Source organism: Paucibacter sp. PLA-PC-4 (assembly GCF_026241155.1).
Classification (GTDB): Bacteria; Pseudomonadota; Gammaproteobacteria; order Burkholderiales; family Burkholderiaceae_C; genus Roseateles_E.
On sequence record NZ_JAPFGP010000011.1, the window covers coordinates 58,904 to 81,353 of the forward strand.

Here is a 22,450-nt window from a genome sequence, read left to right on the forward strand (position 1 = left end):
GACAGCGCCAAGCGCCAGGGGGTTCCAATGAGCTGGAGTGTCATTTCTGCGAGCGATGTGGCACCCCAGCGCTGGAGGAATAACGGCGGCTGGACCCGCGAGCTGCTGGCCTGGCCGCATCTGGCCGACTGGGTGCTGCGCGTGAGCGTCGCCGACATCGAGGCCGATGGGCCGTTCTCGGTCTTCGAAGGTGTGCAGCGCTGGTTCGCCGTGCTGTCGGGCAAGGGCGTGCGGCTGTATGACTTCGAACTGCATGCGGGAAGCGAGCTGCTGAGTTTTGACGGCGCGCTGGCACCGGATTGCGAGCTGGTCGATGGCCCGACGCGTGACTTCAACCTGATGCATCGCCGCAGCCGTGGCCAGTTGCGGGTGCTGGCGGCCGATCAGCCGGGTGATGCACAGGGTCGGTGGGTGGGCCTGTTTACGGCCGAGGGCGGCACGCTCAACCATGGCGGCCGGGCGATGGTGTTGGCGCCGCAAAGCCTGGCCTGGTGCGAGGAGCCGGCCGCGCAGCCGCTGAGTTTTGCGGGGCAGGGCGCTGCCTGGTGGATGAACTGGAGCGAGGACCTATGAGCCAGCGCATCTTGTGGCGCAATGGCCGGCTTGCCACGCTGGCCGGCGATCAGCCATGGGGCTGGATAGAAGACGGCGCCCTGGTCACCGAGGGCGAGCGGCTGCTATGGGTCGGCGAGGCCGAGCAGATCCCGACGATGGACTTCGACGCCGAGCACGACCTCGGCGGCACGGTGGTGACGCCGGGATTGATTGACTGCCACACCCATCTGGTATACGGCGGTCAGCGGGCCCGCGAGTTCGAAATGCGCTTGCAGGGGGCCGGCTACGAGGAGATCGCGCGCTCCGGCGGCGGGATCCGCTCGACGGTGGCCGCCACCCGCGAGGCCGGCGCGGACGAGCTGCTGGCGCTGGCCCAGCGCCGCCTCGATGCCTTGCTGGCCGAGGGAGTCACGACGATCGAGATCAAGTCCGGCTACGGCCTGAGCCTGGAGTCCGAAGCCCGCAGCCTGAGCGTCGCACGCCGTCTGCGCGGCGCCGATGTGCGCTGCACCTATCTGGGTGCCCACGCACTGCCGCCGGAGTTCCAGGGCCGGCAGGACGATTATGTCCAGGCCGTCTGCGACTGGATGGGAGCGCTGCAGGCGCAGGGTTTGATCGATGCGGTCGATGCCTTCTGCGAGGGTATCGGCTTCACGCCGGCACAAACGCGGCGGGTCTTCGAGACGGCCCAGCGCTTGGGCCTGCCGGTCAAGCTGCATGCCGAGCAGCTCAGCGACCAGGGTGGCACCCAGCTGGCCTGCGAGTACCGGGCCTTGAGCTGCGACCATCTGGAGTACTTAAGCGCCGAAGGTGTTGCCGCGCTGGCGGCCAGCGGCACGGTGGCCACCTTGCTGCCCGGCGCCTACTATTTTTTGCGCGAAACCAAGCTGCCGCCGGTGGCGGCGCTGCGCGAGGCCGGCGTGCCCATGGCGATCTCGACCGATCACAACCCCGGCACCTCGCCGACCCTGTCCCTGCTGCTGATGCTGAACATGGCCTGCACGCTGTTCCGGCTCACGCCTGAGGAGGCGCTGCGCGGTGTGACCGTGAATGCTGCGCGCGCGCTGGGCCTGGCCGAGCGCGGCCAACTGCTTGCCGGCCAGCGTGCCGACTTCTGTGCCTGGGACATCTCCCATCCCAACGAACTGGCTTACTACTTTGGCCGCAACCCGCTGCGCCGCGCGGTGCGGGCCGGAAAGATCCGATGATGACGACGAGCAGCGATGCTTCCTTCAAACTTCAGCCGGGCAGCACACCGCTGCTGATCAGCATGCCCCATGTGGGCACCGCCATCCCCGAGGACCAGCGCGGCCGCTACCAGCCGCGTGCGCTGCAGACCGAGGACACCGACTGGCACCTAGAGCGTCTGTACGCAGGGATCGCTCAGGAGCTCGGTGCCAGCCTGATCGTGCCGCGCTACTCGCGCTTTCTGATCGATCTGAACCGCCCGCCCGAGGACACGCCGATGTATCCGGGGGCATCGAATACCGAGCTGTGCCCGACACGCTTTTTTACTGGCGAGCCGCTGTACCTGGACGGCCAGGCCCCCGACGCGGCCGAGAAGCAGCGCCGCCGCGAGACCTACTGGCAGCCTTATCACGAGGCCTTGCAGGCCGAACTGGACCGACTCAAGGCGGCCCATGGCTACGCCCTGCTGTTCGATGCCCACAGCATCAAGTCCGAGCTGCCCTGGCTTTTCGAGGGCCGGCTGCCCGATCTGAACCTGGGCACGGCCGAGGGTCGCTCCTGCGACCCGGCCATCACCGCGTCCTTGGGCCAGGTGCTGGCCGGGCAGAGCGACTACAGCCAGGTGGTCAATGGCCGCTTCAAGGGCGGCTACATCACCCGCCACTATGGCCGGCCCGACCTGTCCCAGCACGCGGTGCAGCTGGAGATGTGCTGGCGCTGCTATATGCAGGAACAGCCGCCCTACGCCTATGACGAGGCCGCAGCCGCCGGGGTGCAGCCGCTGCTGCGCCGCTTGCTGCTGCAACTGCTGAGCTGGAAGAAGGCATGAAGGCCGGTGCCAAGCGGTTCTGGGCACCGCAGGCCTGGCTTGACGGGCGCTGGCAGTATCAGGTCTTGATGCATGTCAATTCCTCGGGGCACTGGAGCGGCTTCGAAGCCGGCCATGCGGCGCCGGACGATGCGCTGCGGCTGGACGGAGCGGTGATCCCCAGCCTGGTCGATGCCCACAGCCATGCGTTCCAGCGCGCCTTCGCCGGCCTGGCCGAGCGGCGCGAGGCCGGTGACGATGATTTCTGGAGCTGGCGCGACCGCATGTATGGGCTGGCGCTGCGCATCACGCCCACCCAGTTGCAGGCGATCGCGGCGCAGCTCTATCTGGAGCTGCTCAAGGGCGGCTACACCCAGGTCTGCGAGTTCCACTATCTGCAGCACCGCGAGGACGGCAGTGCCTATCCGGACGAGCTGGCGATGAGCTGGGCGCTGGCCGATGCGGCCGCCCAGGTCGGACTGGGCCTGACGATGCTGCCGGTGCTGTATGCCCATGCCGGATTTGCTGAAGACAAGCTGCGGCCCGATCAGCGCCGCTTCGCCAGCGACGCCGACTGGGTCTGGGCCGCGAGCCAGCGCCTGAACGCGGCCTGCCGGCCGCTGCTCAATGCCGGCGTGGCCCTGCATTCGCTGCGCGCCGCCCATGCCCAGGACATCCGCCGCCTGCAGCAACTCGTCGGTGACGAGGCCCTGCCCATCCACATCCACATCAGCGAGCAGCAGCAGGAGGTGGCCGACTGCCTGGCTGCGACCGGGCAGCGTCCGATGGCCTGGCTGTGCAGCGAGTTCGCGCCCGATGCGCGCTGGCAACTGGTGCATGCGACCCACAGTCTGCCCGAGGAGATCGATGCGGTGGCGGCCAGCGGCGCTGCCGTCGTGATCTGCCCCGGTACGGAAGGCAATTTGGGCGACGGGCTGTGCGATCTGCCGGGCTGGCTGTCCAGCGGAGCACCGATCAGCCTGGGCTCGGACAGCCATGTGACGCGCGGCTGGGTCGAGGAGCTGCGCTGGCTCGAGTACGGTCAGCGACTGAGCCTGCGTCAGCGCAATGTGGCCGCGCAGCCGCGGCGCGAGCCCTCGACGGCCGCGCGGCTGTTCGAAGCCTGCCGGCGCGGCAGCGCAGCACCCGCCGGGCTGGACAGCTGGGGGCTGGTGCCGGGCGCCCGGGCCGATTTTCTGGTCTTGGATGCGCAGGCCTCGGGCCTGCTGGGCTTGCCGGCGGCGAGCCTGCTCGACGGCCTGGTGTTTGCCAGCCAGGAGCGGGCCTGGCAAGACGTCTATGTGGCGGGCCGGCCGCAACTCCAGCAGGGTCGCCATCCGGCCGAAGACCGGATCCGGGGTGAGTTCGCGACCTGCATGGCCGAGCTTTGGGGCAAGGCCTGACCCCATTTTGACTCCCTAGAACCCGGGACGTGTTGCGCGGCGGGCCTTCCTTTCCGAAAGGCTCCGCAGTACGCTATTCGCACGCCTGTCGTTGGGTGTGCTCGGAGGGTTTCATGCTGGCTCTGCACCGGTTCACTATTCGCGCCCGGCTGTATGCCTTGGCCGCCTTGTCCATGTTGGCGATGTTGGGGATTGGGGGCAGCGGGCTGTGGAGCCTGTCCCAGGCCCGCGAGCAGTTCTCGCACTACCAGGACAACGATGTCGCCTCGCTGGTCGTGCTGGCCGAGATCCGCGCCGGGGTCGGAAATCTGCGCCGCTACGAGAAGGATCTCTTGATCAATCTCTCGGATCCGAAGGCGGTGGAGCGCTACAAGAAGGACTGGGACGGTGCCTATGAACGCGTGACTGAAGGCCTGAAATCCATCGCCAAGCTCGACATCGCGACGAAGATCAAGGCGCTGCCGCCGCAGATGTTGAGCTCGCTGGAGGGCTATAGAAGCGGCTTTCAGGGTATCCACCGCGACATCATGGCCAGTGCTTTTGCGGACACCGCCGCAGCGAACAAGGCCACCGAGCCGATCAAGGGCCCGGTGCGGGCGCTGGACCAGCAGCTCGGTGAGATGACGCACCTGATCGAGCAGCACTCGGCCGAGGAGGTCAAGCGCCTGGCCACTCAAGAGGCGCGTATCCGGCTGGCCTTGATGCTGATCATGGGCTTGGCCATTGCCATCATCGGTGCGTACACCCTTTTCAATATCCGCTCCATCCTGCAGCCGCTGAAGGCGGCCGTGTCCAGCGCCGAGCAGATCGCACGCCATGACCTGAGCGAGCGCATCAATGTGGCCGGCGCCGACGAGACCTCCGCCGTGATGCGCGGTGTGGCGGCGATGCAGGGCTCGTTGAGCTCGGTGGTCAGCGGTGTGCGCAACGCCACTGACAGCATCGCGACGGCCTCGCGCGAGGTGGCGGTGGGCAGCCAGGACCTGAGCATGCGTACCGAGCAGGCGGCCTCGAATCTGGAGGAGACCGCGTCGGCGATGGAAGAGCTGACCGCCAGCGTCACGCACAACGCTGATTCGGCCCGCCAGGCCAATCAGCTGGCGCTGAGCGCGGCCGAAGTAGCCAAGCGCGGCGGCGCGGTGGTCGGCGAGGTGGTCAGCACCATGGGCCGCATCTCGGCATCTTCGAGCAAGATCAGCGACATCATCTCGGTGATCGACGGCATTGCCTTCCAGACCAATATCCTGGCATTGAACGCCGCTGTCGAAGCTGCGCGGGCGGGTGAGCAGGGGCGCGGCTTTGCAGTGGTGGCCGGCGAGGTGCGCACGCTGGCCCAGCGCAGCGCCGAGGCCGCCAAGGAGATCAAGGCCCTGATCACCGCCAGCGGCCAAAATGTGGAGAACGGCGCCCAACTGGTCGAGCGGGCGGGGCACACGATGCAGGAGATCATGGGGGCGATCGAGCGGGTCAGCGGCATCGTCTCCGAGATCAGCAATGCCACCAGCGAGCAAAGCACCGGCATCAACCAGATCGGTCAGGCAATCGCCAATCTCGACCAGATGACGCAGCAAAACGCCGCCCTGGTCGAGGAGTCGGCAGCCGCCGCGCAAAGCCTGCAGATGCAAGCCGATGAGCTGGCGCGCTCGGTGTCGGTGTTCAAGCTGGCCTGAGCGAGCCCCTCTCGCTCAGCCGCTGCAGACCCGGTCGCGGCCGCCGCGCTTGGCGGCATAAAGGGCGCGGTCGGAACGCTCTTGCAGCAGCCGGGCCTCGGCCGGCGGTTCGCCGGCAGCCAGGCCGATACTCACGCGCACCCGCAGCCCCGGGGCGATCTGCTCCCAAGGGTAGTCGGCAACGGCCTGGCGCAGCCGCTCGCAGATCTCCAGCGCACGGTCGGGCTGCGTGCCGACCAGGGCGATCACGAATTCCTCGCCCCCGACGCGGGCGAGCAGGTCGGCGCTGCGCACCTTCTGCCGCAGCAACTGGGCCAGTTGCTGCAGCACGCGATCACCCACGCCGTGGCCGAAGTCGTCATTGACCTGTTTGAAGTGATCGACATCCAGCATCGCCAGACTGATGGTTTTGCCGGCCTGACGGGCTCCTTCGATGAGCAGCGGCAGGGCGAACTCGGCATGGCGCCGGTTGTGCAGGCCGGTCAGCACGTCTTCGTGCGCCGCACGGTCCAGTGCCGCGGCCTGGTCACGCAGGCGCAACTGGTCACGCTCGAGCTGGCGGGCGCGTTTGCGCTCGCGCTGCACATCTTGCATGGCGTGCTCGGCGCGGGCATGGGCCTGCTCGACCTCCTGGCGTATCAGCATCACCTCGGTCTGCAAGGCCATGGTGTCGCGGGCGGTCTGCCGCTCCAGCTCGGTATGGCGTTCCAGATGGTCGAGTGCTGCACGGTAGTCGCCGCTGGCCTTGTAGGTTTCGTACAGCGAGTAGATCAGTAGCCGCAGCAGCTTGGGCGGCAGACCGTCGTGCTGACTCTCCATCAGGGCTTGCAACTGCCGCAACGCGGCGTCGAACTGTCCGTCGGCCTTCAGTATCAAGGCCCTTTGCACGGCGGCCTGCAGCTGCAGCGCCAAATACCCGTGCTGGCGCGACAGGGCTTCGAATTCGTCCAGCAGCACCCGCGCCGCCGTGTACTCGTCGCAGCCCAGCAGGGCTTCGACGAGGTTGGACACCGCGACCGCCACCTGGAAGTGGCTGCCGGAGGCACGCGCTTGCACGGTGGCCTGTTCGGAGAGGCTGCGAGCTTGAGCGCGGGCGAGCGCGAGGGCCTCGGTGTCTTGGCGCCGGTGCGCCTCAGTGCGTCGCGAAAGCCAGTAGTAGGCCAGGTTGTTGAGGCAGGAGAAGCTCAGCTCGCTATTGCCCTGCGTCAACGCGATCTCCAGCGCCTGTGCCGTCGTGTCGCAGGCCTGAATCGGGTTGTCCAGGCTGGAGTAGGCCACACCGATGCGGTTCAGGGCCCAGGCCTCTCGCACGGCGTCGGCACTGCTGCGCGCGCAGCTGAGCGCACGCAGCCCGCACTCCAGCGCGTCGCGCCCCATCAGCAGCTGGGCATAGACGAAGCACAGCGAGGTCAGGGCATCGGCCTGCACGGCCGCGTCGCCCAGGTGCTCGGCCAGCGCTACCGCCTCGCTAGCACAGCGCACGCTGGCCTGTAGATTGCCCAGGCGCGGGTAGTCATGGGCCAGCAGGGCCAGCGCGCGTGCCCTGCCGCGCTGATGACTGATCGGGCACTGCAGCAGTGCTGCGGCGAGTCGCTCGGTAGCAGCCAGGTAGTCGCCGCGGGCCGATTCGGCCAGCGCGGCGGCCACAGACGCCTCAAATGACTTGACACCCATGCCCTGAGCATAGACCAAGCCAGGGATCAGCCGCCGCGCACAAAGTCGCGCAACTCGGCGGCCATGCGCGCAAGCGAAGGCTGGTGGATATACATCATGTGGCCGGCCTCGAAATAGCTGACCCGGATCTGTCCCTGCAGCGGCTCGCGCAGGCCCAGATGGGACAAGGTGTAGTCGCCCGCTGCATGCGGCGTGGCCAGGTCGTAGTAGCCGCTGGCCACATAGACCCGCATCGCCGGGTTGGCATGCAAGGCGCGGCGCAGACTGTCGCCCACGCTGAGGTACTTGTTCTCGTAGCCCTTCCAGGCCCAGGTCTTCCACAGCGGCGCATGCAGCAAATACGGCTGGTCGCCGGTCCAGCCCAGACGCTCGCGCAGCAAGCGGTTGATGCCCGTGGCATAGGCGCCGACCAGATTGTTCATGCCGGCATCGTCCTCGGGGTGCTCGCCGGCGTCGTCGCGGTCCAGGCCTAAGAAGCGGCTGTCGAGCCGACCCACGGTCTGCCCGCGCGCGCGCAGCAGTTCCTTGAAGAAACGGAACTCGGTGGGGCGCAGATCGCAGCGCAGCACATAGTCGGCGCTCAGGCCGGTGTGCAGCGCCACCTGATCGGCCACATGCGAGCGCTCAGCCGGCGTCAAACGGCTGCCCTGCATCAGCGCCAGCCAGTAGTCGCCGTTGGCAAAGGTCTCGGCCTCGGCCACGATCTGCTTGAGCGGCTTTTTTTGCTGCGCCGGCCGCAGCGCCTTGTGATACCAGGCGGTGGCAGCGTAGGTGGGCAGATACAGCGGATAAGGCAGCTCGTTGCCGGCGTCGAAACTCAGGGTCTGGAAATCCAGCGCCAGCGAGACCAGCATCAGTCCGTTCAGATGGACGTCATGCTTTTCCTGCAGATGGCGCGCGAGTCCGGCGGCGCGGGTTGTGCCGTAGCTCTCGCCGATCAGGTACTTGGGGCTGGCCCAGCGGCCCCAGCGCGTCAGGTACAGGCGGATGAATTCGCCGACCGCATCGAGGTCGCGCTGGTAGTCGTGGAACTCGGCGGCCTTCTGGCCCTCGGCCATGCGCGAGAGACCGGTGCCGACCGGGTCGATGAAGACCAGATCGGACTCCAGCAAGAGGCTGAACTCGTTGTCGACCAGGCCGTAGGGCGGCGCGCCGCAGTGGCCCATCTCATCGGCTGGTACGCGCTGCGGGCCGAGGATGCCCAGATGCAGCCATACGCTGCTGGAGCCCGGCCCGCCATTGAAGCTGAAGCTCAGCGGACGATGCTCGGGCTTATCGGGCTTCTTGGGGTTCTTCAGGGTGTAGGCGATAAAGAAGACGCTGGCGCGCGTCTTCTCGCCCTTGTGTTCGCCCTCCGTGACCTCGACCTCTCGCAGCAACAGGGTGCCGCAGGTGGCGCTGTATTCCAGCGTCTTCTTGCCGATGCTGAGCTTGTGCTCGGTCGTCACCAGGCGCTCGACCAGGGGTGCGCCTTTGTCTTCGACCTTGGTATCGGCTTTGATACCGGCCTTGTCCTCGTTCGTCATGGTGTCGCTCTCCGCGGCTGGTTACAGTGCTGACCATGCACTCTAGCGCCCCTCTTGCCGATCCCTTGTTGCTGGGCGTCGATTTCAGCAGCGCGCCGACCCGGCGCAAACCCATCACCGTTGCGCTGGGCCGGCGCCGGGGCCAGGTCTTGCTGCTGGAGCGGCTGCAGGCGCTGGACAGCTTGCCGGCTTTCGGTGAATTCCTGCAGCGCCCCGGCCCCTGGCTGGGCGGCTTTGACTTTCCTTTCGGTCTGCCGCGTGAGCTGGTGCATGCCTTGAACTGGCCGCAGCAATGGCCGGCGCTGATCGCGCACTACGCGGCGCTGACGCGCGCCGAGATCCGGGCTCAGTTTGCGGCCTTCTGCGATGCGCGCCCGGTCGGCGCTAAGTTTGCCCACCGCGCCACCGACGGACCGGCCGGCGCTTCGCCATCGATGAAATGGGTCAACCCGCCGGTGGCTTATATGCTGCATGCCGGTGTGCCGCTATTGCTGGGCGCCGGTGTGCATCTGCCTGGCCTTCATCCGGGTGATGCCAAGCGTGTCGCGCTGGAGGCCTATCCGGGCCTGCTGGCGCGCGAGCTGATCGCGCGGCGCTCGTACAAGAGCGACGACAAGGCCAAGCAAAGCGACGAGCGCCTGATCGCCCGAAAGGACCTGCTCGAAGCGCTGGAGCAGGGACGCAGCCGGCTGGGTCTGCGCCTGAAGCTCAGCCATGCGCAGCGCGATGCGCTGGTGGCCGACGCAAGCGGCGACCGGCTCGATGCGGTGCTGTGCCTGATGCAGGCGGCCTGGGCGCAGGACCGCGAGGGCTACGGCCTGCCGCCGGCGATCGATCCGCTCGAAGGCTGGATCACCAGCGCCTGAAACAAATTCAAACAAGGCCGACGCGTTGTGGCGGACAACCGCGCCTGCGGTTGCGGCGTTGATGAGTCAACTCATAAAGGGAGCAGAACTTGAGTCTTGCAACATTTTTGCGCCAGGGCTGGACCGCACTGGTGCTGATGCTGGTGCTGGCCGCCACTGCGAGCGCGCAGCGGGATCGCGACGACGATGGTCAGTACCAGATCCTGCAGGCCCGCTACGGCACGGCGCAGCACCATGTCGACGTCACCCAGCAGCTCAAGCAACTGGCCCGCCAGGACCGGCGCTTCAAGCTGGTCAACGATGTGTTTGGCGTCGATCCCGACCCGGGGCGCCGCAAGACCTTGCGCATCTTTGCGCGCGGGCGTGACGGCCAGCAGCGCACCTTCGAGTACGAGGAGTACAGCCAGGTGGACGGCTCGCAGTTCACCGGCTGGGGGCGCGGGGACTGGGGCCACGGCGGTTGGTCGGGCGGCTGGGGTGATAGCCCGTCCGGCGGCGGGCGTCCGCATGGGCGCGACGACGACGGCGACTATCAGATCTTGCAGGCCAACTACGGCACTTCGCGCAAGCACATCGATGTGACGCAGCGCTTGAAGGAACTGGCGCGCCGCGACCGCAGCTTCCGCATGGGCAACGACACCTTCGGTGCCGACCCCGACCCCGGCCGTACCAAGATGCTGCGCATCTACACCCGGGGCAAGGATGGCCGCAACCGCACCTTCGAGTACAAGGAAGGCTCACTCGTCGACGGCGCGCAGTTCACCGGCTGGGGCCGTGGGGACTGGGGCCAGGGCGGTTGGGGCGGTGGCTGGGGCGGAGGCCGTGATGATGGTGATGAGCCACAGGCCGGCGGCATGCGGCTGCGCATCATCAGTGCCCGCTATGGCTACGGCAGCAATACCGTGGATGTCAGCGACCGCCTGCGCGAGCTGGTGCGCCGCAATCGCCTGGAACTCCGGGTGGACAACAGCCTGGCCGGCAGCGATCCTGCGCCCGGTCGACGCAAGACGTTGACGCTCACCTACGCGCAGCAGGGCGGCGATGTGCGACAGGTCAAAGTCAATGAGCGCGACATGCTGCGCGTGCCCTGAGCGCTGCAGGTCCTCGGGGATAATCTCGAGATAAAGACAGTTGGAGCCGGCAGTGACCCTCGCGAAACCAGCGGATGCGGTGGATCGCATCCTGCAGCAGTGGCGGCGTGAGCGGCCCGATCTGGACGTGGCGCCGATGGGCACGATTGGACGGGTCAAGCGCTGCTCTGCCTTGCTGCAACAGCGTCTGGATCAGGTGTTCGCCAGCTTCGGCATGAGCGCGTGGGAGTTTGATGTGCTGGCTACCCTCAGGCGGGCCGGCGCGCCATTTTGTCTGGCACCAACGGCGCTGTTCCAGCAGCTGATGGTCAGCTCCGGCACGATGACCCATCGCATGCAGCGGCTCGAGGCCGCGGGCCTGGTGCAGCGCCTGCCCAATCCGGCCGACGCGCGCAGCCTGCTGGTACAGCTGACGCCCGAAGGCCTGGCACTGATCGACCGCGCGGTGGCTGCCCATGTGGACAACGAGCATGCCATCTTGGCACCACTGAAGACCGCCGAGCTGCGCGCACTGGATGCCGGGCTGGTGGCGCTGCTGGCTGTGCTGGAGCCCTAGCGCGGTTTCATTTCCGGCTGGAGGTGTTCTTGCCGTCTACCCCGCTGGGGGGTGCAGGGCAAGCTCATTTCCTCATCAAGGTGCTCTTGCCATCTGTCCCGCAGGTGCAGGGCAAGCTCATTTCCTCATCAAGGTGCTCTTGCCATCTGTCCCGCAGGGGCAGGGCAAGCTTATTTCCTCATCAAGGTACTCTTGCCATCTGTCCCGCAGGGGCAGGGCAAGCTTATTTCCTCATCAAGGTACTCTTGCCATCTGTCCCGCAGGGGCAGGGCAAGCTTATTTCCTCATCAAGGTACTCTTGCCAAAAAGCGACTCGATCAAGTCCACCGCCAGCTCGGCGGTCTTGTTGCGGACATCCAGGGCCGGGTTCAGCTCCATCACATCGAGCGAGCCCATGCGGCCGGTGTCGGCAATCATCTCCATGCACAGCTGGGCTTCCCGATAGGTCGGGCCGCCAGGCACCGTGGTGCCGACGCCCGGTGCGATCTCGGGGTCCAGAAAGTCCACATCGAAGCTCACATGCAGATGGGTGTTGGCATCCAGCGTCGCCAGGGCCAGCTCCATCGTGTGGCGCATGCCCATCTCGTCGATGTAGCGCATATCGAATACCTCGAGTTCTTGCTCGTGGACAAAGCGCTTCTCGCCGGCGTCGACGCTGCGGATGCCGATCTGGCGCACCCATTTCGGGTTGATGGCCGGGACCTGACCTCCGATCTCGATCAGGGCCTGCGGGCCGAAGCCGCACAGGCAGGCCACCGGCATGCCGTGGATATTGCCACTGGGCGTCAGCGCGCTGGTGTTGAAGTCAGCATGGGCATCCAACCACAGCACGCGCAACTTTTTGCCGGTCTCGCGGCAATGGCGGGCCACCGCGCTGATCGAGCCCAGGCCCAGGCAATGATCACCGCCCAGCAAGATGGGCATGCGGCCCAGCTTGAGCTCGGCATGCACTGCCTCGTGGACCGATTGGTTCCAGGCCACGACCTCGCTCAGATGGCGGTAGCCGTCCACCGGCGGCAGCCAGGGATTGGCCGGGCCTAGCAGATTGCCGCGGTCCAGGACCTCAACGCCATGACTCTCCAAGGTCGCGCCCAGGCCGGCCACGCGCAAGGCCTCGGGCCCCATGCTGGCGCCGCGCGCGCCAGCGCCGATATCGGTGGGAGCGCCAATCAGGGAGACGGCTCTGAGTGTGGTCATGGTGTCTTTCTTTCAGTGATTCGCTGTGTCAGGTGCTGCCGGCTTGGCTCAGTTCGTACTCGCGCGCCAGCAATTCCCAGGCTTCTTCGGCGCTCTCGACAAAATGGAACAGCTCCTCATCGCCGGGGCTGATCATGCCGGTCTCGATCAGCAGCTCGAAGTTGATCAGCCGGGTCCAGAACTCGCGGCCGAACATCAGGATGGGACGGCGCCGGCATTTGCCGGTCTGGATCAACGTCATGGTCTCAAACAGCTCATCGAGCGTGCCGAAGCCGCCGGGAAAGCAGACCAGAGCCACCGAGCGCATCAAGAAGTGCATCTTGCGCAGCGCAAAGTAGTGGAACTGGAAGCACAGTTCAGGCGTGATGTAAGGGTTGGGGCGTTGCTCGTGCGGCAGCACAATGTTCAGCCCGATGCTCTTGCCGCCGGCCTCGTAGGCGCCGCGGTTGCCTGCCTCCATGATGCCCGGGCCGCCGCCGGTGACCACATAGATCGGGTTGGTGCGCTCCATCGAGGCCTTGGTGACGATGTGGGCAAACCGGCGCGCCTCCTCGTAGTAGCGGCTCATGCTGAGCTGCACTTCGGCACGCTTGATCAGGGCCTCGTCACCACCGAGCTTGGCCTGGGCCAGTGCCGCACGGGCAGTCTCGTCCGAGGGGATTCGGGCGCTGCCAAACATCACGATGGTGGCCTTGATGCCCAGCTCGTTTTGCACCAGCTCGGGCTTGAGCAGCTCAAGCTGCATGCGGATCGGCCGCATGTCCTCGCGCAGCAGGAAGTCGGTGTCGGTGAAGGCCAGGCGGTAGGCGCTTTGCGGGCTGTCATAGTCGCCCGACGGGGGCGACTGGGCCAGGGCTTTGGCCTCTTCCTTGGCGCTGGGGAAATTGCGGGCGGTGAGCTGATTGCGCTTGTTCATCTGGAAAGCTGCCCCTCGGGCAGTCTGGAGAAGGGCGGTCTGGCCGCCCGGGGCGCAGCATAGGTCAGGCTGCGGAGAATTTTCTTGCGTACTTTTCTGAAATGACTGATGTTTATTCGGAGATGTATCGAGTTTTTGTGCTGCATACCGGGCATGCCGGGTCTTTGTGCACAAGTATTTCGCTCCAGTCCATGCTCCGCGCCTCCAGCATCTGCAGGCGCCCGGTCAAGCCGGGCAGTTTCAGCAGCAGCTTCAAGGCTTCGGCGGCCTGCAGGCTGCCGATGATGCCCACCAGCGGCGCGAACACGCCCATCGTGGCGCAGCGCTGCTCCTCGAAGCTGGCGTCGGGCGGAAATAGGCAGGCGTAGCAGGGGGCGTCGGCGCTGCGGCTGTCGTAGACGCTGATCTGGGCATCGAAGCCCAGCGCCGCGCCCGAGACCAGCGGCCGGCGGTGCGCGACGCAGGCGCGGTTGACGGCCTGGCGGGTGGCGAAGTTGTCGCTGCAGTCCAGCACCACGTCGGCGCCGGCCACCAGTTCATCCAGCAGGGCGCCATCGGCGCGCTGGGCCACGGTGCGAACCTGTACCTCGGGATTCAGTGCCGCGATCGCGGCGGCGGCCGACTCGGCCTTGGGTTTACCGACTCGCGCCAAGCTGTGCGCGATTTGGCGTTGCAGATTGGTCAAATCCACCGTGTCGTGGTCGACCAGGGTGATCCGGCCGATGCCGGCCGTGCCCAGGTACAGCGCCGCCGGCGAGCCCAGGCCGCCGGCACCGATGATCAGCGCATGGCTTTGCAGCAGGGCTTGCTGGCCTTCGATGCCGATCTCTTCCAGCAGGATATGGCGCGAGTAGCGCAACAGCTGTTCATCGTTCATGCGCCAAGCATAGCGCCGACCATGCAAACGGCCCGCTCGAAGCGGGCCGTTTCATCAGGTGCAGGTCGTGCTCAGTCGATCTTGGCTTCGGCCTTGCGTTCGGTCGCGGTCTTCGAGACGGCCACCGGCTTGCCCTTGAGCTGGTTCAGCGCCTGGGCCAGCGGGAAGTCCTCGGCCGAGCCGAACTCGGGCAGCGGCTTGGGCGGCTCGTTCTTCTTGGCGTATTCAGCCTCGAGCTTTTGGCGGGCTTCCTCGCGGGCCTTCTCGCGCGCCTCGTCCTTCTCTTCCGGGCCGTTGTTCAGGTGCTTCTCAAGATCGGCCTCGCGCATGCGCAGTGCGGCGAATACATTGCCTTCGGCGGTTTCGTCGAGCAGGACGTCAGGCACGATGCCCTTGGCCTGGATCGAGCGGCCGCTGGGCGTGTAGTAGCGCGCGGTGGTGATCTTCAGCGCGGTCTCGGGGCTCAGCTGGCGCACGGTCTGCACCGAGCCCTTGCCGAAGGTCTGCGCACCCATCACGACGGCACGCTTGTGGTCCTGCAGCGCGCCGGCGACGATCTCGCTGGCGGAGGCCGAACCTTCGTTGACCAGCACCACCAAGGGTACGGTCTTCAGCGACGCCGGCAGCTTCTTCAGCGGGTCAGTGCCGCCACGACGCTGGTAGTAGTCGGGATCAGCCTTGAAGTTCGCCTTGGAGTCAGCGATCTGACCGTTGGTGGACACGACATCCACACCCCTGGGCAGGAAGGCAGCCGAGATCGCCACCGAGGCTTCGAGCAGGCCGCCGGGATCGTTGCGCAGATCAAGCACCAGGCCCTTGAGATTGGGTTCTTGCTTGAGGATCTCGTCGAGCTTCTTGACGAAGTCGTCGACCGTTCGATCCTGGAACTGGCTGACGCGCAGCCAGGCATAGCCGGGCTCGACGACCTTGCCGCGCACGCTTTGCACGCGGATTTCCTCGCGGGTGATGGTGACGGGGAAGCTGCGACTCTCCGCCTTGCGGAAGATCATCAGCTGCACCTTGGTGTTGGGTTCGCCGCGCATGCGCTTGACGGCTTGGTCGAGCCCGAGGCCCTTGACCGGCGTGTCGTCGATGCGGCTGATCAGGTCGCCGCTCTTCAGACCTGCGCGGAAGGCGGGGGAGCCTTCGATCGGCGAGACGATCTTGACCAGGCCATCTTCCATGCCGATCTCGATGCCGACACCGACGAAGCGGCCGCTGGTGCCTTCGCGGAATTCCTTGAAGCTCTTCTTGTCGAAGAACTGCGAGTGCGGGTCGAGTCCGGAGACCATGCCGGCAATCGCGTCGTTGATGAGCTTCTTCTCATCGACCGGCTCGACATAGTCGCTTTTGACCATGCCGAACACCGCTGCGAGCTGCTGCAGCTCTTCCAGCGGGAGTGGTGACAGGCTGCTGCGGGCGTTGGCCTGCAACTGCATCGTGGTCATTCCGCCAGCCAGGGCGCCCAACGCGACCCAGCCTGCTACTTTAAGTTTGGCACCCATGATGCGGTGTGTCCTATCGGTGAAGTACAGCCATTCAGAGCTTGCGCCACAGACTAAGCCAGAAGCGAAGACCTTGCAGCGAGTATAGGGTGCTGCTCGACAGCAAGCCTTGGTAGAGGCCCCCATTTGCTGGGCTATTTCGGCGCATTCAAGGGTTCTTTGCGTCTAAATACCGCCGCTTTACACAAGTTTGCTCAGGGCTACTCTGCGGCAACTGGGCTGGGTCTGCCGAAAGTCACGACATGGTCGACATGGGCGCGTATGCCTATCCACTCGCCGACCTGGTGGTTGTGATGCGAGGGCACATGGGCCACCAACTGCTCGCCGCTGGACAAGCGCAGCGTGTAGAGGAACTCGGCGCCCCGAAAGATCTTGCGCTCGATCCGGGCCTTCACCGGCGCGTCGTCGTCATGCACGATGTCATCGGCGCGCAACAGCACCTCGCACTCGCCGCCCGGGTAGGCCGAGGGCAGTGCGCACTCGCCGGCATCGCTGAGCTCGCCCAGCGCGGTCTGCACCACCGGGTCGGTGCTGCCCTGGACGATGCGACCGGAAACAAACACGCCGTGGCCGATGAAATCGGCAACGAAGCGGGTGGCCGGGCGGTGGTAGACGCTGTAGGACTCGTCCCATTGCTCCAGCCGGCCATGCTGCATCACGCCGACGACATCGCCGATGGCGAAGGCCTCGCCCTGGTCGTGGGTGACGAACAGCGCCGTGGTGCCGCTGGCGCGCAGGATGCCTCGCAGCTCCTGGGACAAATGCTCGCGCAGATCCACGTCGAGGCTGGAGAAAGGCTCGTCGAGCAGCAGCAGGCGCGGCGACGGGGCCAGCGCCCGTGCCAGCGCGACACGCTGCTGCTGGCCGCCGGAGAGCTGGTGCGGGGCGCGCTTGGCTGCGTGGGCCAGGCCAACCAGATCCAGCACCTCGGCGATGCGCTGCTGGCGCGGCTCACGGGCCAGGTGGCGCAGGCCGAAGCCGATGTTGTCGGCCACCGAGAGGTGCGGGAACAGGGCGTAGTCCTGGAACACCATGCCGATGCGGCGCGCTTCGGGGGCGAGGTGCAGTCCCGTGGACGCATCGGCCAGTGCTTCACCATCGATCAGGATGCGGCCGCTGTGCAGCCGCTCCAGCCCGGCAATGCTGCGCAGCAGCGAGGTCTTGCCGCAGCCTGAGGGGCCGATCAGCACGCCGATCTGGCCGCGTGCCAGACCGAACGAGACGCCGTCCACCGCCGCCTTGCCGGCGGGCCCGCCGGCGGCGCCGGGATAGCGCAGGCCGACCTGATCAAGTGCGAGAAACATGGACCTATGATACCGGGCTGGAATGCGCATTCGAATGCGCATCGTTCTCGTTTGATCGATATCAAGAGCTGGCCTGCCACGCGTTGGCGTCCGCGCCAACCACCCGCATGCTGCGCCTGATCACTGTTGTCTGCCTTTTGTTGGCCGTGCCCGTGCTGGGCATTCTGGGTTCTTGGCTGGCGCTGGATGCGCAGGCGCTGGCCATCTTGCAGCATCAGTTACAGACCGTACTGCCCGAGTACGCCTGGGCCTCCTTGGTGCTGTCGGTCTGCGTGGCCATCGGTGTGGCGCTGATCGGCGGTGCGACGGCGGCCGCAGTCAGCCTGTTCGACTTTCCGGGCCGGCGCTTCTTTGAGTGGGGTTTGCTGCTGCCCATGGCGATGCCGGCCTATGTGGCCGCCTATGCTTATACCGATGCCTTGCAGTACAGCGGGGCTTTGCAGACCTGGCTGCGCGCGCTGACCGGCGCGCAGGGCGCGCTCTGGCCCGATGTGCGCAGCCTGCCCGGTGCGGTGGGCCTGTTCGTGCTGTGTCTGTACCCTTACGTCTACCTGCTGACCCGCACGGCGCTGAGCGAGCGGGGCGTGGCCTTGATGGAGGCGGCACGCATGTTGGGCGCTGGCACCGCGCGCCGGGTGCGCGAGGTCGCGCTGCCGCTGGCCCGTCCCGCGCTGGCCGCCGGCATCGCGCTGGCGCTGATGGAGACGCTGGCCGACTACGGTGTCGGTGCCTACTTCGGACTCACCACCTTGACCACCGGTGTCTACAAGGCCTGGCTGGTGATGAATGACAAGACAGCCGCGGCGCAGCTGGCCTCGGTGTTGCTGCTGGCGGTTGGCGCCTTGCTGTGGCTGGAGCGGCGTGCGCAGGCCAAGCTGCGTTTTGCCAGCAGCCGCAGCGGCGCGCTGCATGCGGCCGAGGCCCGTCCTTTGCCGCTGCATGGGGGTGCAGCGCTGGCGGCCGTGCTGCTGTGCGCGTTGCCCATCCTGCTGGGCTTTGTCGTACCGGTGCTGGTGCTCTTGCAACTGCTGTGGCAGGAGGCCTTGCACGCCGAACTGGGCTTGCCGCTGGCGCGCTTTGTGCAATGGAGCCTGAGCAGTCTGAAGCTGTCCGGTCTGGCCGCCTTGCTGGCGGTCTTGCTGGCGCTGGTGCTGGCCTATCTCGCACGGGTGCGCGGTTCGGGCTCGGCCCTGCTGGGCGTCAGCACGCGCATCGTGTCGCTGGGCTATGCGGTGCCGGGCGCGGTGATCGCGATCGGCATCTTGCTGCCGCTGGGCTGGTTGCAGGAGCGCTGGCCGCAGCTGGGTTTGACCAGCCTGATGACCGGCACCATTGCCGGCTTGATGTATGCCTATTTGGTGCGCTTCTCCGGCGTGGCCCTGCAGTCGCTGGAGGCCGGCTATGCCCGCATCTCGCCGACCGTGGACGAGACGGCTCGCATGCTGGGCGCCTCGCGCACCCGGATGTTCCTCGAACTGCATGCACCCTTGCTGGCGCGCTCGGCCTGGGCTGCCGCGCTGCTGGTGTTTGTCGATGTGATGAAAGAGTTGCCGGCCACCCTGGTGCTGCGGCCCTTCAACAGCGACACCTTGGCCGTTGTTGCCTACCAGCTGGCGCGCGATGAACGCTTGGGCGAGGCTGCGCTGCCCTCGCTGGCTATCGTGTTGGTCGGGCTGATCCCCGTGATCATGCTGTCACGGGCGATGCGCAGGTCCTGATCCGGCGAGCTTTCTCTGCCGCTTTTCTGTGCCGCTTGTCCTGGGGAATCAGGGTGAGACTGACTTGCATTAGCTTTACCTCCGAGAATTGCTATTCAACCTAGGGGTCATGCGTTTTTTGTCCCCTGATTGAGGGGTATTTGGGCGCCCGTGGCGGGGCGGCTTGCATTGCGATGAATCGCTTTGTTACCAAGAATGGTGGCAACCCCGGGGGATACAACCCGGTCCGAGACAAGCATCACGGAGACGCGCCATGCCCCAACTGTCGGATTCTGTTTCTTCCGGATTGAGCCGATTTTGCAGACCCCTGAACGCTTTGCTTGTGTGTGCGGCGCTGTCAGTTTCGAGCGCAGCGCTGGCGGCTCCGAGTTTCAGCGGACCGTCCGTCGGCAAGGTCTCACAGGCCACCGTCTTTATGGGCAAAGGTTTTGTCCCCAACGCCGCTTTGACCGTCCTGGTCAAACGCCCCGGCGGCGCAGAGGCTGGCTTCAGCGCAGTGGCCACGCCTGAGGGCGCGCTCAGCTACAGCTTCGTGCCGGCCGCAACCGGCGTGCACGCGCTGACTGTGACGGACAGCGCCGGCCGCTCGCTGGCCACGGCGGTGGTGACCGCGCGCCCCTGACGCGTCCCGCGCCGGCCCGACCCTGTGGGCGGGCCGTACCTCAAGATTTGCAAGGAGACAGTGATGAAGCTGAGGACTTTGCCTCGACTGGCCGCTGCATGCAGCCTTGTCTTGTTGGCTTGCCTGCCCCTGGCGGCGGCGGCTGCCCAGGCGGGGCCGGACGACATCGTTTTTACCTCCAATCGCGCAGGAGGTTTGTTTCAGCTGTACCGCATGCGGCCGGACGGCTCCCAGACGCAGCGGCTGACGCAGGAGCCTATGGAAGCGGGCGAGGTGAGCTGGTCGCCGGACGGCAGCAAGGTGCTGTTCACGGCGAGCCGCGGCCGCGGTGTCGAGATCCACGTCGCGGACCTGGTCAGCGGGGATGTTCGCCGGCTGACCCAGGGTGAGGTGTTGAACAGCTCACCGGTGTGGAGCCCCGACGGTCGCTTCATCGCCTTTCGCTCTTTCATGGACAAGAGCGCCAAGCTCTACCTCATGAAGGCGGATGGCAGCGATCTCAAGCGCTTGACCGCGTCCGACGAGGAGGAGGCCGGGCCGGCGTTTTCTCCGGACGGAAAACACCTGGCCTATGTCGTGTTGAAGCATCCCCGCATGCCACAGATCAAGGTGCTGGATCTGAGCTCCGGGGCGTCTCGGCTGCTCAGTGCAGAGCCTCCCACTGCGGCCGAGCAGGGCCCGGTCTGGTCGCCTGATGGCAAACGCCTTGCCTATACCGTCAGCAAAAATCGCAGCAACCACATCCATCTGATGTCGCCGGACGGCACCGACAAGCAAGCGTTGACCAGCGGCAAGGGCCGCTACAACGATCCGCAGTGGTCGCCCGATGGCTCGCGGCTGCTGACTTTGGCCCTGCGTGACGGGGCCTCTCGGCAGGACATCTACACGATCAAGGTCAGTGGCGCGAATGAGCCTCAGCGGCTCACCGACGACGGTGCCGAGCATCTGCTGGCGCGTTGGTCTGCGGACGGCCAGCGCATCTTCTTTGTGAAATTCTTGGCCGGCGGCGGCAAGATTTTTTCTTCAGACAGCGAGGGCCGGCAGGTCCGGCAGTTGTCGACCGATCAGAGCTACGACACCGGCATTGCCATGTGCTGCAGCCGACCACGCGTGCAACTGGCAAGCACGAAGTAAGAACATCAACCCGGCGACAACCAGCCCTACCGGCAAGACATGCCAGATGGAGGTCTTATGACAACCCACAATCGCATCCTCACCGGCTCCGCTTGCATCGGCAAGCTTAGTCTCCTCAGCCTTGCCATGCTCGCCCTGGGCGCGAACGCTGCGAGCAAGACCTACACGCTGGACGCCGACTTCTCACTCGGGATTCTTGAGAATGTCAATTTCACCGCGCCCAATAGCAACCAGCTTCAGCTCAACTTGGTGGGGGTTGGATCCAAGTACATCTTCATTGCCAACCATGATGAGGATTCGGTGTCCAAGTACGACACCGAACTCAACAAGGAAGTTGCGCGCTACAAGACCTATGCGGGGCCCCTGGGCAGCGGGGTAGGCGGCAATCCATCGCGCATCGCGATCGATGTCGATGGCAATGCCTATGTGCTCAATCGCGAACCCGGCTCGGGCCAGCCGCCGCTGCTGGTCAAGGTCCTTGTCGACACGGCGGTGGACCGCAACAGCAATGGCGTGATCGACAGCTCATCGGACCTGAACAACAACGGGGTCATCACGGCGGCCGAGATGAAGCCGATGTCGGCCAACACGAACGCGGGTCTTGGCGATGAGCGCGTGGCCTGGGCCCAGCGCATCGGATCGGCGGGCAATACCTTTGGCCGGGCCTTGTGCATTGCTCCCGACGGCAAGCTCTGGGTCGGCATGTGGGATCAGGCGCGCTACTTCCGGGTCAACCCGACGGATGGCAGCCAAGCCGCTGTCGTCGGCGGTGTGGGTGGCCAGTATGTGCAGCTCAGTGGCTGGAACCCCTATGGCTGCACCGTGGACAAGAACGGTGTGCTGTGGAGTGCCACGCTGGGATCGGGCGGCTTGGGGCGGGTGGATACCAACACCGGTGCGGCCAGCAATTTCCCCAACCCCTTCGGCTATGACTACGGCATTGCGCAAGGCAACGGCAAGATCTACCAGGCCAATCTGAGTGGCAATGCATGGACTGCCTTCGACCCGGCGACCAATACCTTCAGCAGGCCGCCGACAGTGTCGTATTCCGGTTCCGGCATCGCGGTGGATGGCGCGGGCAACATCCTGTCAACCGACACCAGTGGCGTGGCCAAATTTTCACCCGATGGCACGCTGCTCTGGCAGAAAGGGCCTCAGCCCGGCGCGTCCTATTCGTACGGGGTCATGGTCGACGGCAATAACGACGTCTGGGTCATGAATATCAGCAGCAACAACGTCTCCAAGTACCGCGGCACGGACGGGGCTTCACTGGGTGTGTTTCCCACCGGTGCGTTTCCCTACGTCTACACCGACGGCTCGGGCCTGACCACTAAGAACACCACCAACAACAAGCAAGGCACATGGACCGTCGTCTATGACAGTGGCGCCAGTGCGACGCCCTGGGGCAAGGTGAACTGGACGGACACGGTGCCCAGCGGCGCTGCGGTCGAAGTTTCCACGCGCAGCGCCGATGTGGCCGCGTCTCTTGATCTGCAGCCCTATGTGCCGATCAGCAAGAACGCGAGCTTTACAGGCAGTGGTCGGTATCTTCAGGTTCGCACTCGGCTGATTGCCAACGACAGCAATCAGTCGCCGATCCTCTATGACTTGACGATCAACAGTGCCAACCAGAGCTGCGATATCGACCAAAACGGCGCCATCGACATCAGCGATGTCAACGCGATTCGCAGCAGCATCGGGCAGACCCCGGCGGCGGGCGATGCGCGAGACGCCAATGGCGACAACAAGATCACCATCAACGACGTGCGTATGTGCGTGATGAAGTGCAGCAAGCCGCAGTGCGCGCCCTGATGGGGATTCTCCCGTTCCAAACCAAGAG

Annotated in this window: 19 protein-coding genes; 12 read left to right on the forward strand and 7 right to left on the reverse strand. The window is 65.8% G+C overall.

Features of this window, described 5'->3' with window-relative positions; translation table 11 throughout:
* The first annotated feature begins 27 nt into the window (after positions 1-27).
* The 5 genes from OOZ63_RS17505 to OOZ63_RS29110 all read left to right on the forward strand — a co-directional run bounded on the left by OOZ63_RS17505 (position 28) and on the right by OOZ63_RS29110 (position 5,624).
* Positions 28-573: a HutD family protein gene (locus OOZ63_RS17505; protein ID WP_266006878.1), complete on the forward strand. Its 546-nt coding sequence runs from the start codon at positions 28-30 to the stop codon at positions 571-573.
* Positions 570-1,763, forward strand: a complete 1,194-nt coding sequence (gene hutI, locus OOZ63_RS17510) for an imidazolonepropionase (RefSeq protein WP_266006879.1) — start codon at positions 570-572, stop codon at positions 1,761-1,763. The genes OOZ63_RS17505 and hutI overlap by 4 nt, the downstream gene beginning before the upstream one ends.
* Complete coding sequence (gene hutG, locus OOZ63_RS17515) at positions 1,760-2,572, forward strand: N-formylglutamate deformylase (protein WP_416234747.1); 813 nt, start codon at positions 1,760-1,762, stop codon at positions 2,570-2,572. Before hutI ends, hutG begins: the two co-directional genes overlap by 4 nt.
* A complete protein-coding gene (locus tag OOZ63_RS17520) occupies positions 2,569-3,954 on the forward strand; it encodes a formimidoylglutamate deiminase (RefSeq protein WP_266006881.1) in 1,386 nt (461 codons plus the stop codon). Before hutG ends, OOZ63_RS17520 begins: the two co-directional genes overlap by 4 nt.
* 113 nt (positions 3,955-4,067) lie before the next feature.
* On the forward strand, positions 4,068-5,624 hold the full coding sequence (locus tag OOZ63_RS29110) for a methyl-accepting chemotaxis protein (protein ID WP_323055763.1): 1,557 nt from the start codon (positions 4,068-4,070) through the stop codon (positions 5,622-5,624).
* A 15-nt stretch (positions 5,625-5,639) separates the two neighbouring features.
* On the opposite strand, the gene OOZ63_RS17535 is transcribed toward OOZ63_RS29110, so the two are convergent.
* Complete coding sequence (locus OOZ63_RS17535) at positions 5,640-7,298, reverse strand: sensor domain-containing diguanylate cyclase (RefSeq protein ID WP_266006882.1); 1,659 nt, start codon at positions 7,296-7,298, stop codon at positions 5,640-5,642.
* A gap of 26 nt (positions 7,299-7,324) precedes the next feature.
* A complete protein-coding gene (locus OOZ63_RS17540; RefSeq protein WP_266006883.1) occupies positions 7,325-8,824 on the reverse strand; it encodes a S10 family peptidase in 1,500 nt (499 codons plus the stop codon).
* 35 nt (positions 8,825-8,859) lie between these two features.
* On the opposite strand from OOZ63_RS17540, the gene OOZ63_RS17545 reads away from it, so the two are divergent.
* The 3 genes from OOZ63_RS17545 (at position 8,860) to OOZ63_RS17555 (ending at position 11,337) form a co-directional block, all read left to right on the forward strand.
* Positions 8,860-9,690, forward strand: a complete 831-nt coding sequence (locus OOZ63_RS17545; protein WP_266006884.1) for a DUF429 domain-containing protein — start codon at positions 8,860-8,862, stop codon at positions 9,688-9,690.
* A gap of 89 nt (positions 9,691-9,779) precedes the next feature.
* Positions 9,780-10,781: a hypothetical protein gene (locus tag OOZ63_RS17550; RefSeq protein ID WP_266006885.1), complete on the forward strand. Its 1,002-nt coding sequence runs from the start codon at positions 9,780-9,782 to the stop codon at positions 10,779-10,781.
* Positions 10,782-10,833: 52 nt separating this feature from the next.
* Positions 10,834-11,337 (forward strand): MarR family winged helix-turn-helix transcriptional regulator, encoded by a 504-nt coding sequence (locus OOZ63_RS17555; protein ID WP_266006886.1) that lies wholly within the window; start codon positions 10,834-10,836, stop codon positions 11,335-11,337.
* Positions 11,338-11,613: 276 nt separating this feature from the next.
* Here OOZ63_RS17555 and rocF read toward each other — a convergent pair whose 3' ends face one another.
* The 5 genes from rocF to OOZ63_RS17580 form a co-directional block, all read right to left on the reverse strand.
* Complete coding sequence (rocF, locus tag OOZ63_RS17560; RefSeq protein ID WP_266006887.1) at positions 11,614-12,534, reverse strand: arginase; 921 nt, start codon at positions 12,532-12,534, stop codon at positions 11,614-11,616.
* A gap of 28 nt (positions 12,535-12,562) precedes the next feature.
* Positions 12,563-13,450 (reverse strand): TIGR00730 family Rossman fold protein, encoded by an 888-nt coding sequence (locus OOZ63_RS17565; protein ID WP_266006888.1) that lies wholly within the window; start codon positions 13,448-13,450, stop codon positions 12,563-12,565.
* A gap of 112 nt (positions 13,451-13,562) precedes the next feature.
* Complete coding sequence (locus tag OOZ63_RS17570; RefSeq protein ID WP_266006889.1) at positions 13,563-14,327, reverse strand: HesA/MoeB/ThiF family protein; 765 nt, start codon at positions 14,325-14,327, stop codon at positions 13,563-13,565.
* Positions 14,328-14,398: 71 nt separating this feature from the next.
* The gene (locus OOZ63_RS17575) at positions 14,399-15,832 is read right to left on the reverse strand and encodes a S41 family peptidase (RefSeq protein ID WP_266006890.1); all 1,434 of its coding nucleotides are present in this window, start codon (positions 15,830-15,832) and stop codon (positions 14,399-14,401) included.
* Between the two features lie 200 nt (positions 15,833-16,032).
* On the reverse strand, positions 16,033-17,136 hold the full coding sequence (locus OOZ63_RS17580; protein ID WP_266006891.1) for an ABC transporter ATP-binding protein: 1,104 nt from the start codon (positions 17,134-17,136) through the stop codon (positions 16,033-16,035).
* Positions 17,137-17,243: 107 nt separating this feature from the next.
* On the opposite strand from OOZ63_RS17580, the gene OOZ63_RS17585 reads away from it, so the two are divergent.
* The 4 genes from OOZ63_RS17585 (at position 17,244) to OOZ63_RS17600 (ending at position 22,422) form a co-directional block, all read left to right on the forward strand.
* Complete coding sequence (locus OOZ63_RS17585; RefSeq protein WP_266006892.1) at positions 17,244-18,854, forward strand: ABC transporter permease; 1,611 nt, start codon at positions 17,244-17,246, stop codon at positions 18,852-18,854.
* Positions 18,855-19,299: 445 nt separating this feature from the next.
* The gene (locus OOZ63_RS17590; protein ID WP_266006893.1) at positions 19,300-19,476 is read left to right on the forward strand and encodes a hypothetical protein; all 177 of its coding nucleotides are present in this window, start codon (positions 19,300-19,302) and stop codon (positions 19,474-19,476) included.
* A gap of 111 nt (positions 19,477-19,587) precedes the next feature.
* Positions 19,588-20,610, forward strand: coding sequence for a TolB family protein (locus OOZ63_RS17595; protein ID WP_266006894.1), 1,023 nt, complete (start codon positions 19,588-19,590; stop codon positions 20,608-20,610).
* A gap of 57 nt (positions 20,611-20,667) precedes the next feature.
* Positions 20,668-22,422: a hypothetical protein gene (locus tag OOZ63_RS17600; protein WP_266006895.1), complete on the forward strand. Its 1,755-nt coding sequence runs from the start codon at positions 20,668-20,670 to the stop codon at positions 22,420-22,422.
* Positions 22,423-22,450 lie beyond the last annotated feature (28 nt).

Excerpts from the sequence above, each read along its gene's own strand:
- OOZ63_RS17505 (WP_266006878.1), top strand. The coding sequence starts at position 28 with ATGAGCTGGAGTGTCATTTCTGCGAGCGATGTGGCACCCCAGCGCTGG.
- hutI (WP_266006879.1), top strand. The coding sequence starts at position 570 with ATGAGCCAGCGCATCTTGTGGCGCAATGGCCGGCTTGCCACGCTGGCC.
- hutG (WP_416234747.1), top strand. The coding sequence starts at position 1,760 with ATGATGACGACGAGCAGCGATGCTTCCTTCAAACTTCAGCCGGGCAGC.
- OOZ63_RS17520 (WP_266006881.1), top strand. The coding sequence starts at position 2,569 with ATGAAGGCCGGTGCCAAGCGGTTCTGGGCACCGCAGGCCTGGCTTGAC.
- OOZ63_RS29110 (WP_323055763.1), top strand. The coding sequence starts at position 4,068 with ATGCTGGCTCTGCACCGGTTCACTATTCGCGCCCGGCTGTATGCCTTG.
- OOZ63_RS17535 (WP_266006882.1), bottom strand. The coding sequence starts at position 7,298 with ATGGGTGTCAAGTCATTTGAGGCGTCTGTGGCCGCCGCGCTGGCCGAA.
- OOZ63_RS17540 (WP_266006883.1), bottom strand. The coding sequence starts at position 8,824 with ATGACGAACGAGGACAAGGCCGGTATCAAAGCCGATACCAAGGTCGAA.
- OOZ63_RS17545 (WP_266006884.1), top strand. The coding sequence starts at position 8,860 with ATGCACTCTAGCGCCCCTCTTGCCGATCCCTTGTTGCTGGGCGTCGAT.
- rocF (WP_266006887.1), bottom strand. The coding sequence starts at position 12,534 with ATGACCACACTCAGAGCCGTCTCCCTGATTGGCGCTCCCACCGATATC.
- OOZ63_RS17565 (WP_266006888.1), bottom strand. The coding sequence starts at position 13,450 with ATGAACAAGCGCAATCAGCTCACCGCCCGCAATTTCCCCAGCGCCAAG.
- OOZ63_RS17570 (WP_266006889.1), bottom strand. The coding sequence starts at position 14,327 with ATGAACGATGAACAGCTGTTGCGCTACTCGCGCCATATCCTGCTGGAA.
- OOZ63_RS17575 (WP_266006890.1), bottom strand. The coding sequence starts at position 15,832 with ATGGGTGCCAAACTTAAAGTAGCAGGCTGGGTCGCGTTGGGCGCCCTG.
- OOZ63_RS17580 (WP_266006891.1), bottom strand. The coding sequence starts at position 17,136 with ATGTTTCTCGCACTTGATCAGGTCGGCCTGCGCTATCCCGGCGCCGCC.
- OOZ63_RS17585 (WP_266006892.1), top strand. The coding sequence starts at position 17,244 with ATGCTGCGCCTGATCACTGTTGTCTGCCTTTTGTTGGCCGTGCCCGTG.
- OOZ63_RS17600 (WP_266006895.1), top strand. The coding sequence starts at position 20,668 with ATGACAACCCACAATCGCATCCTCACCGGCTCCGCTTGCATCGGCAAG.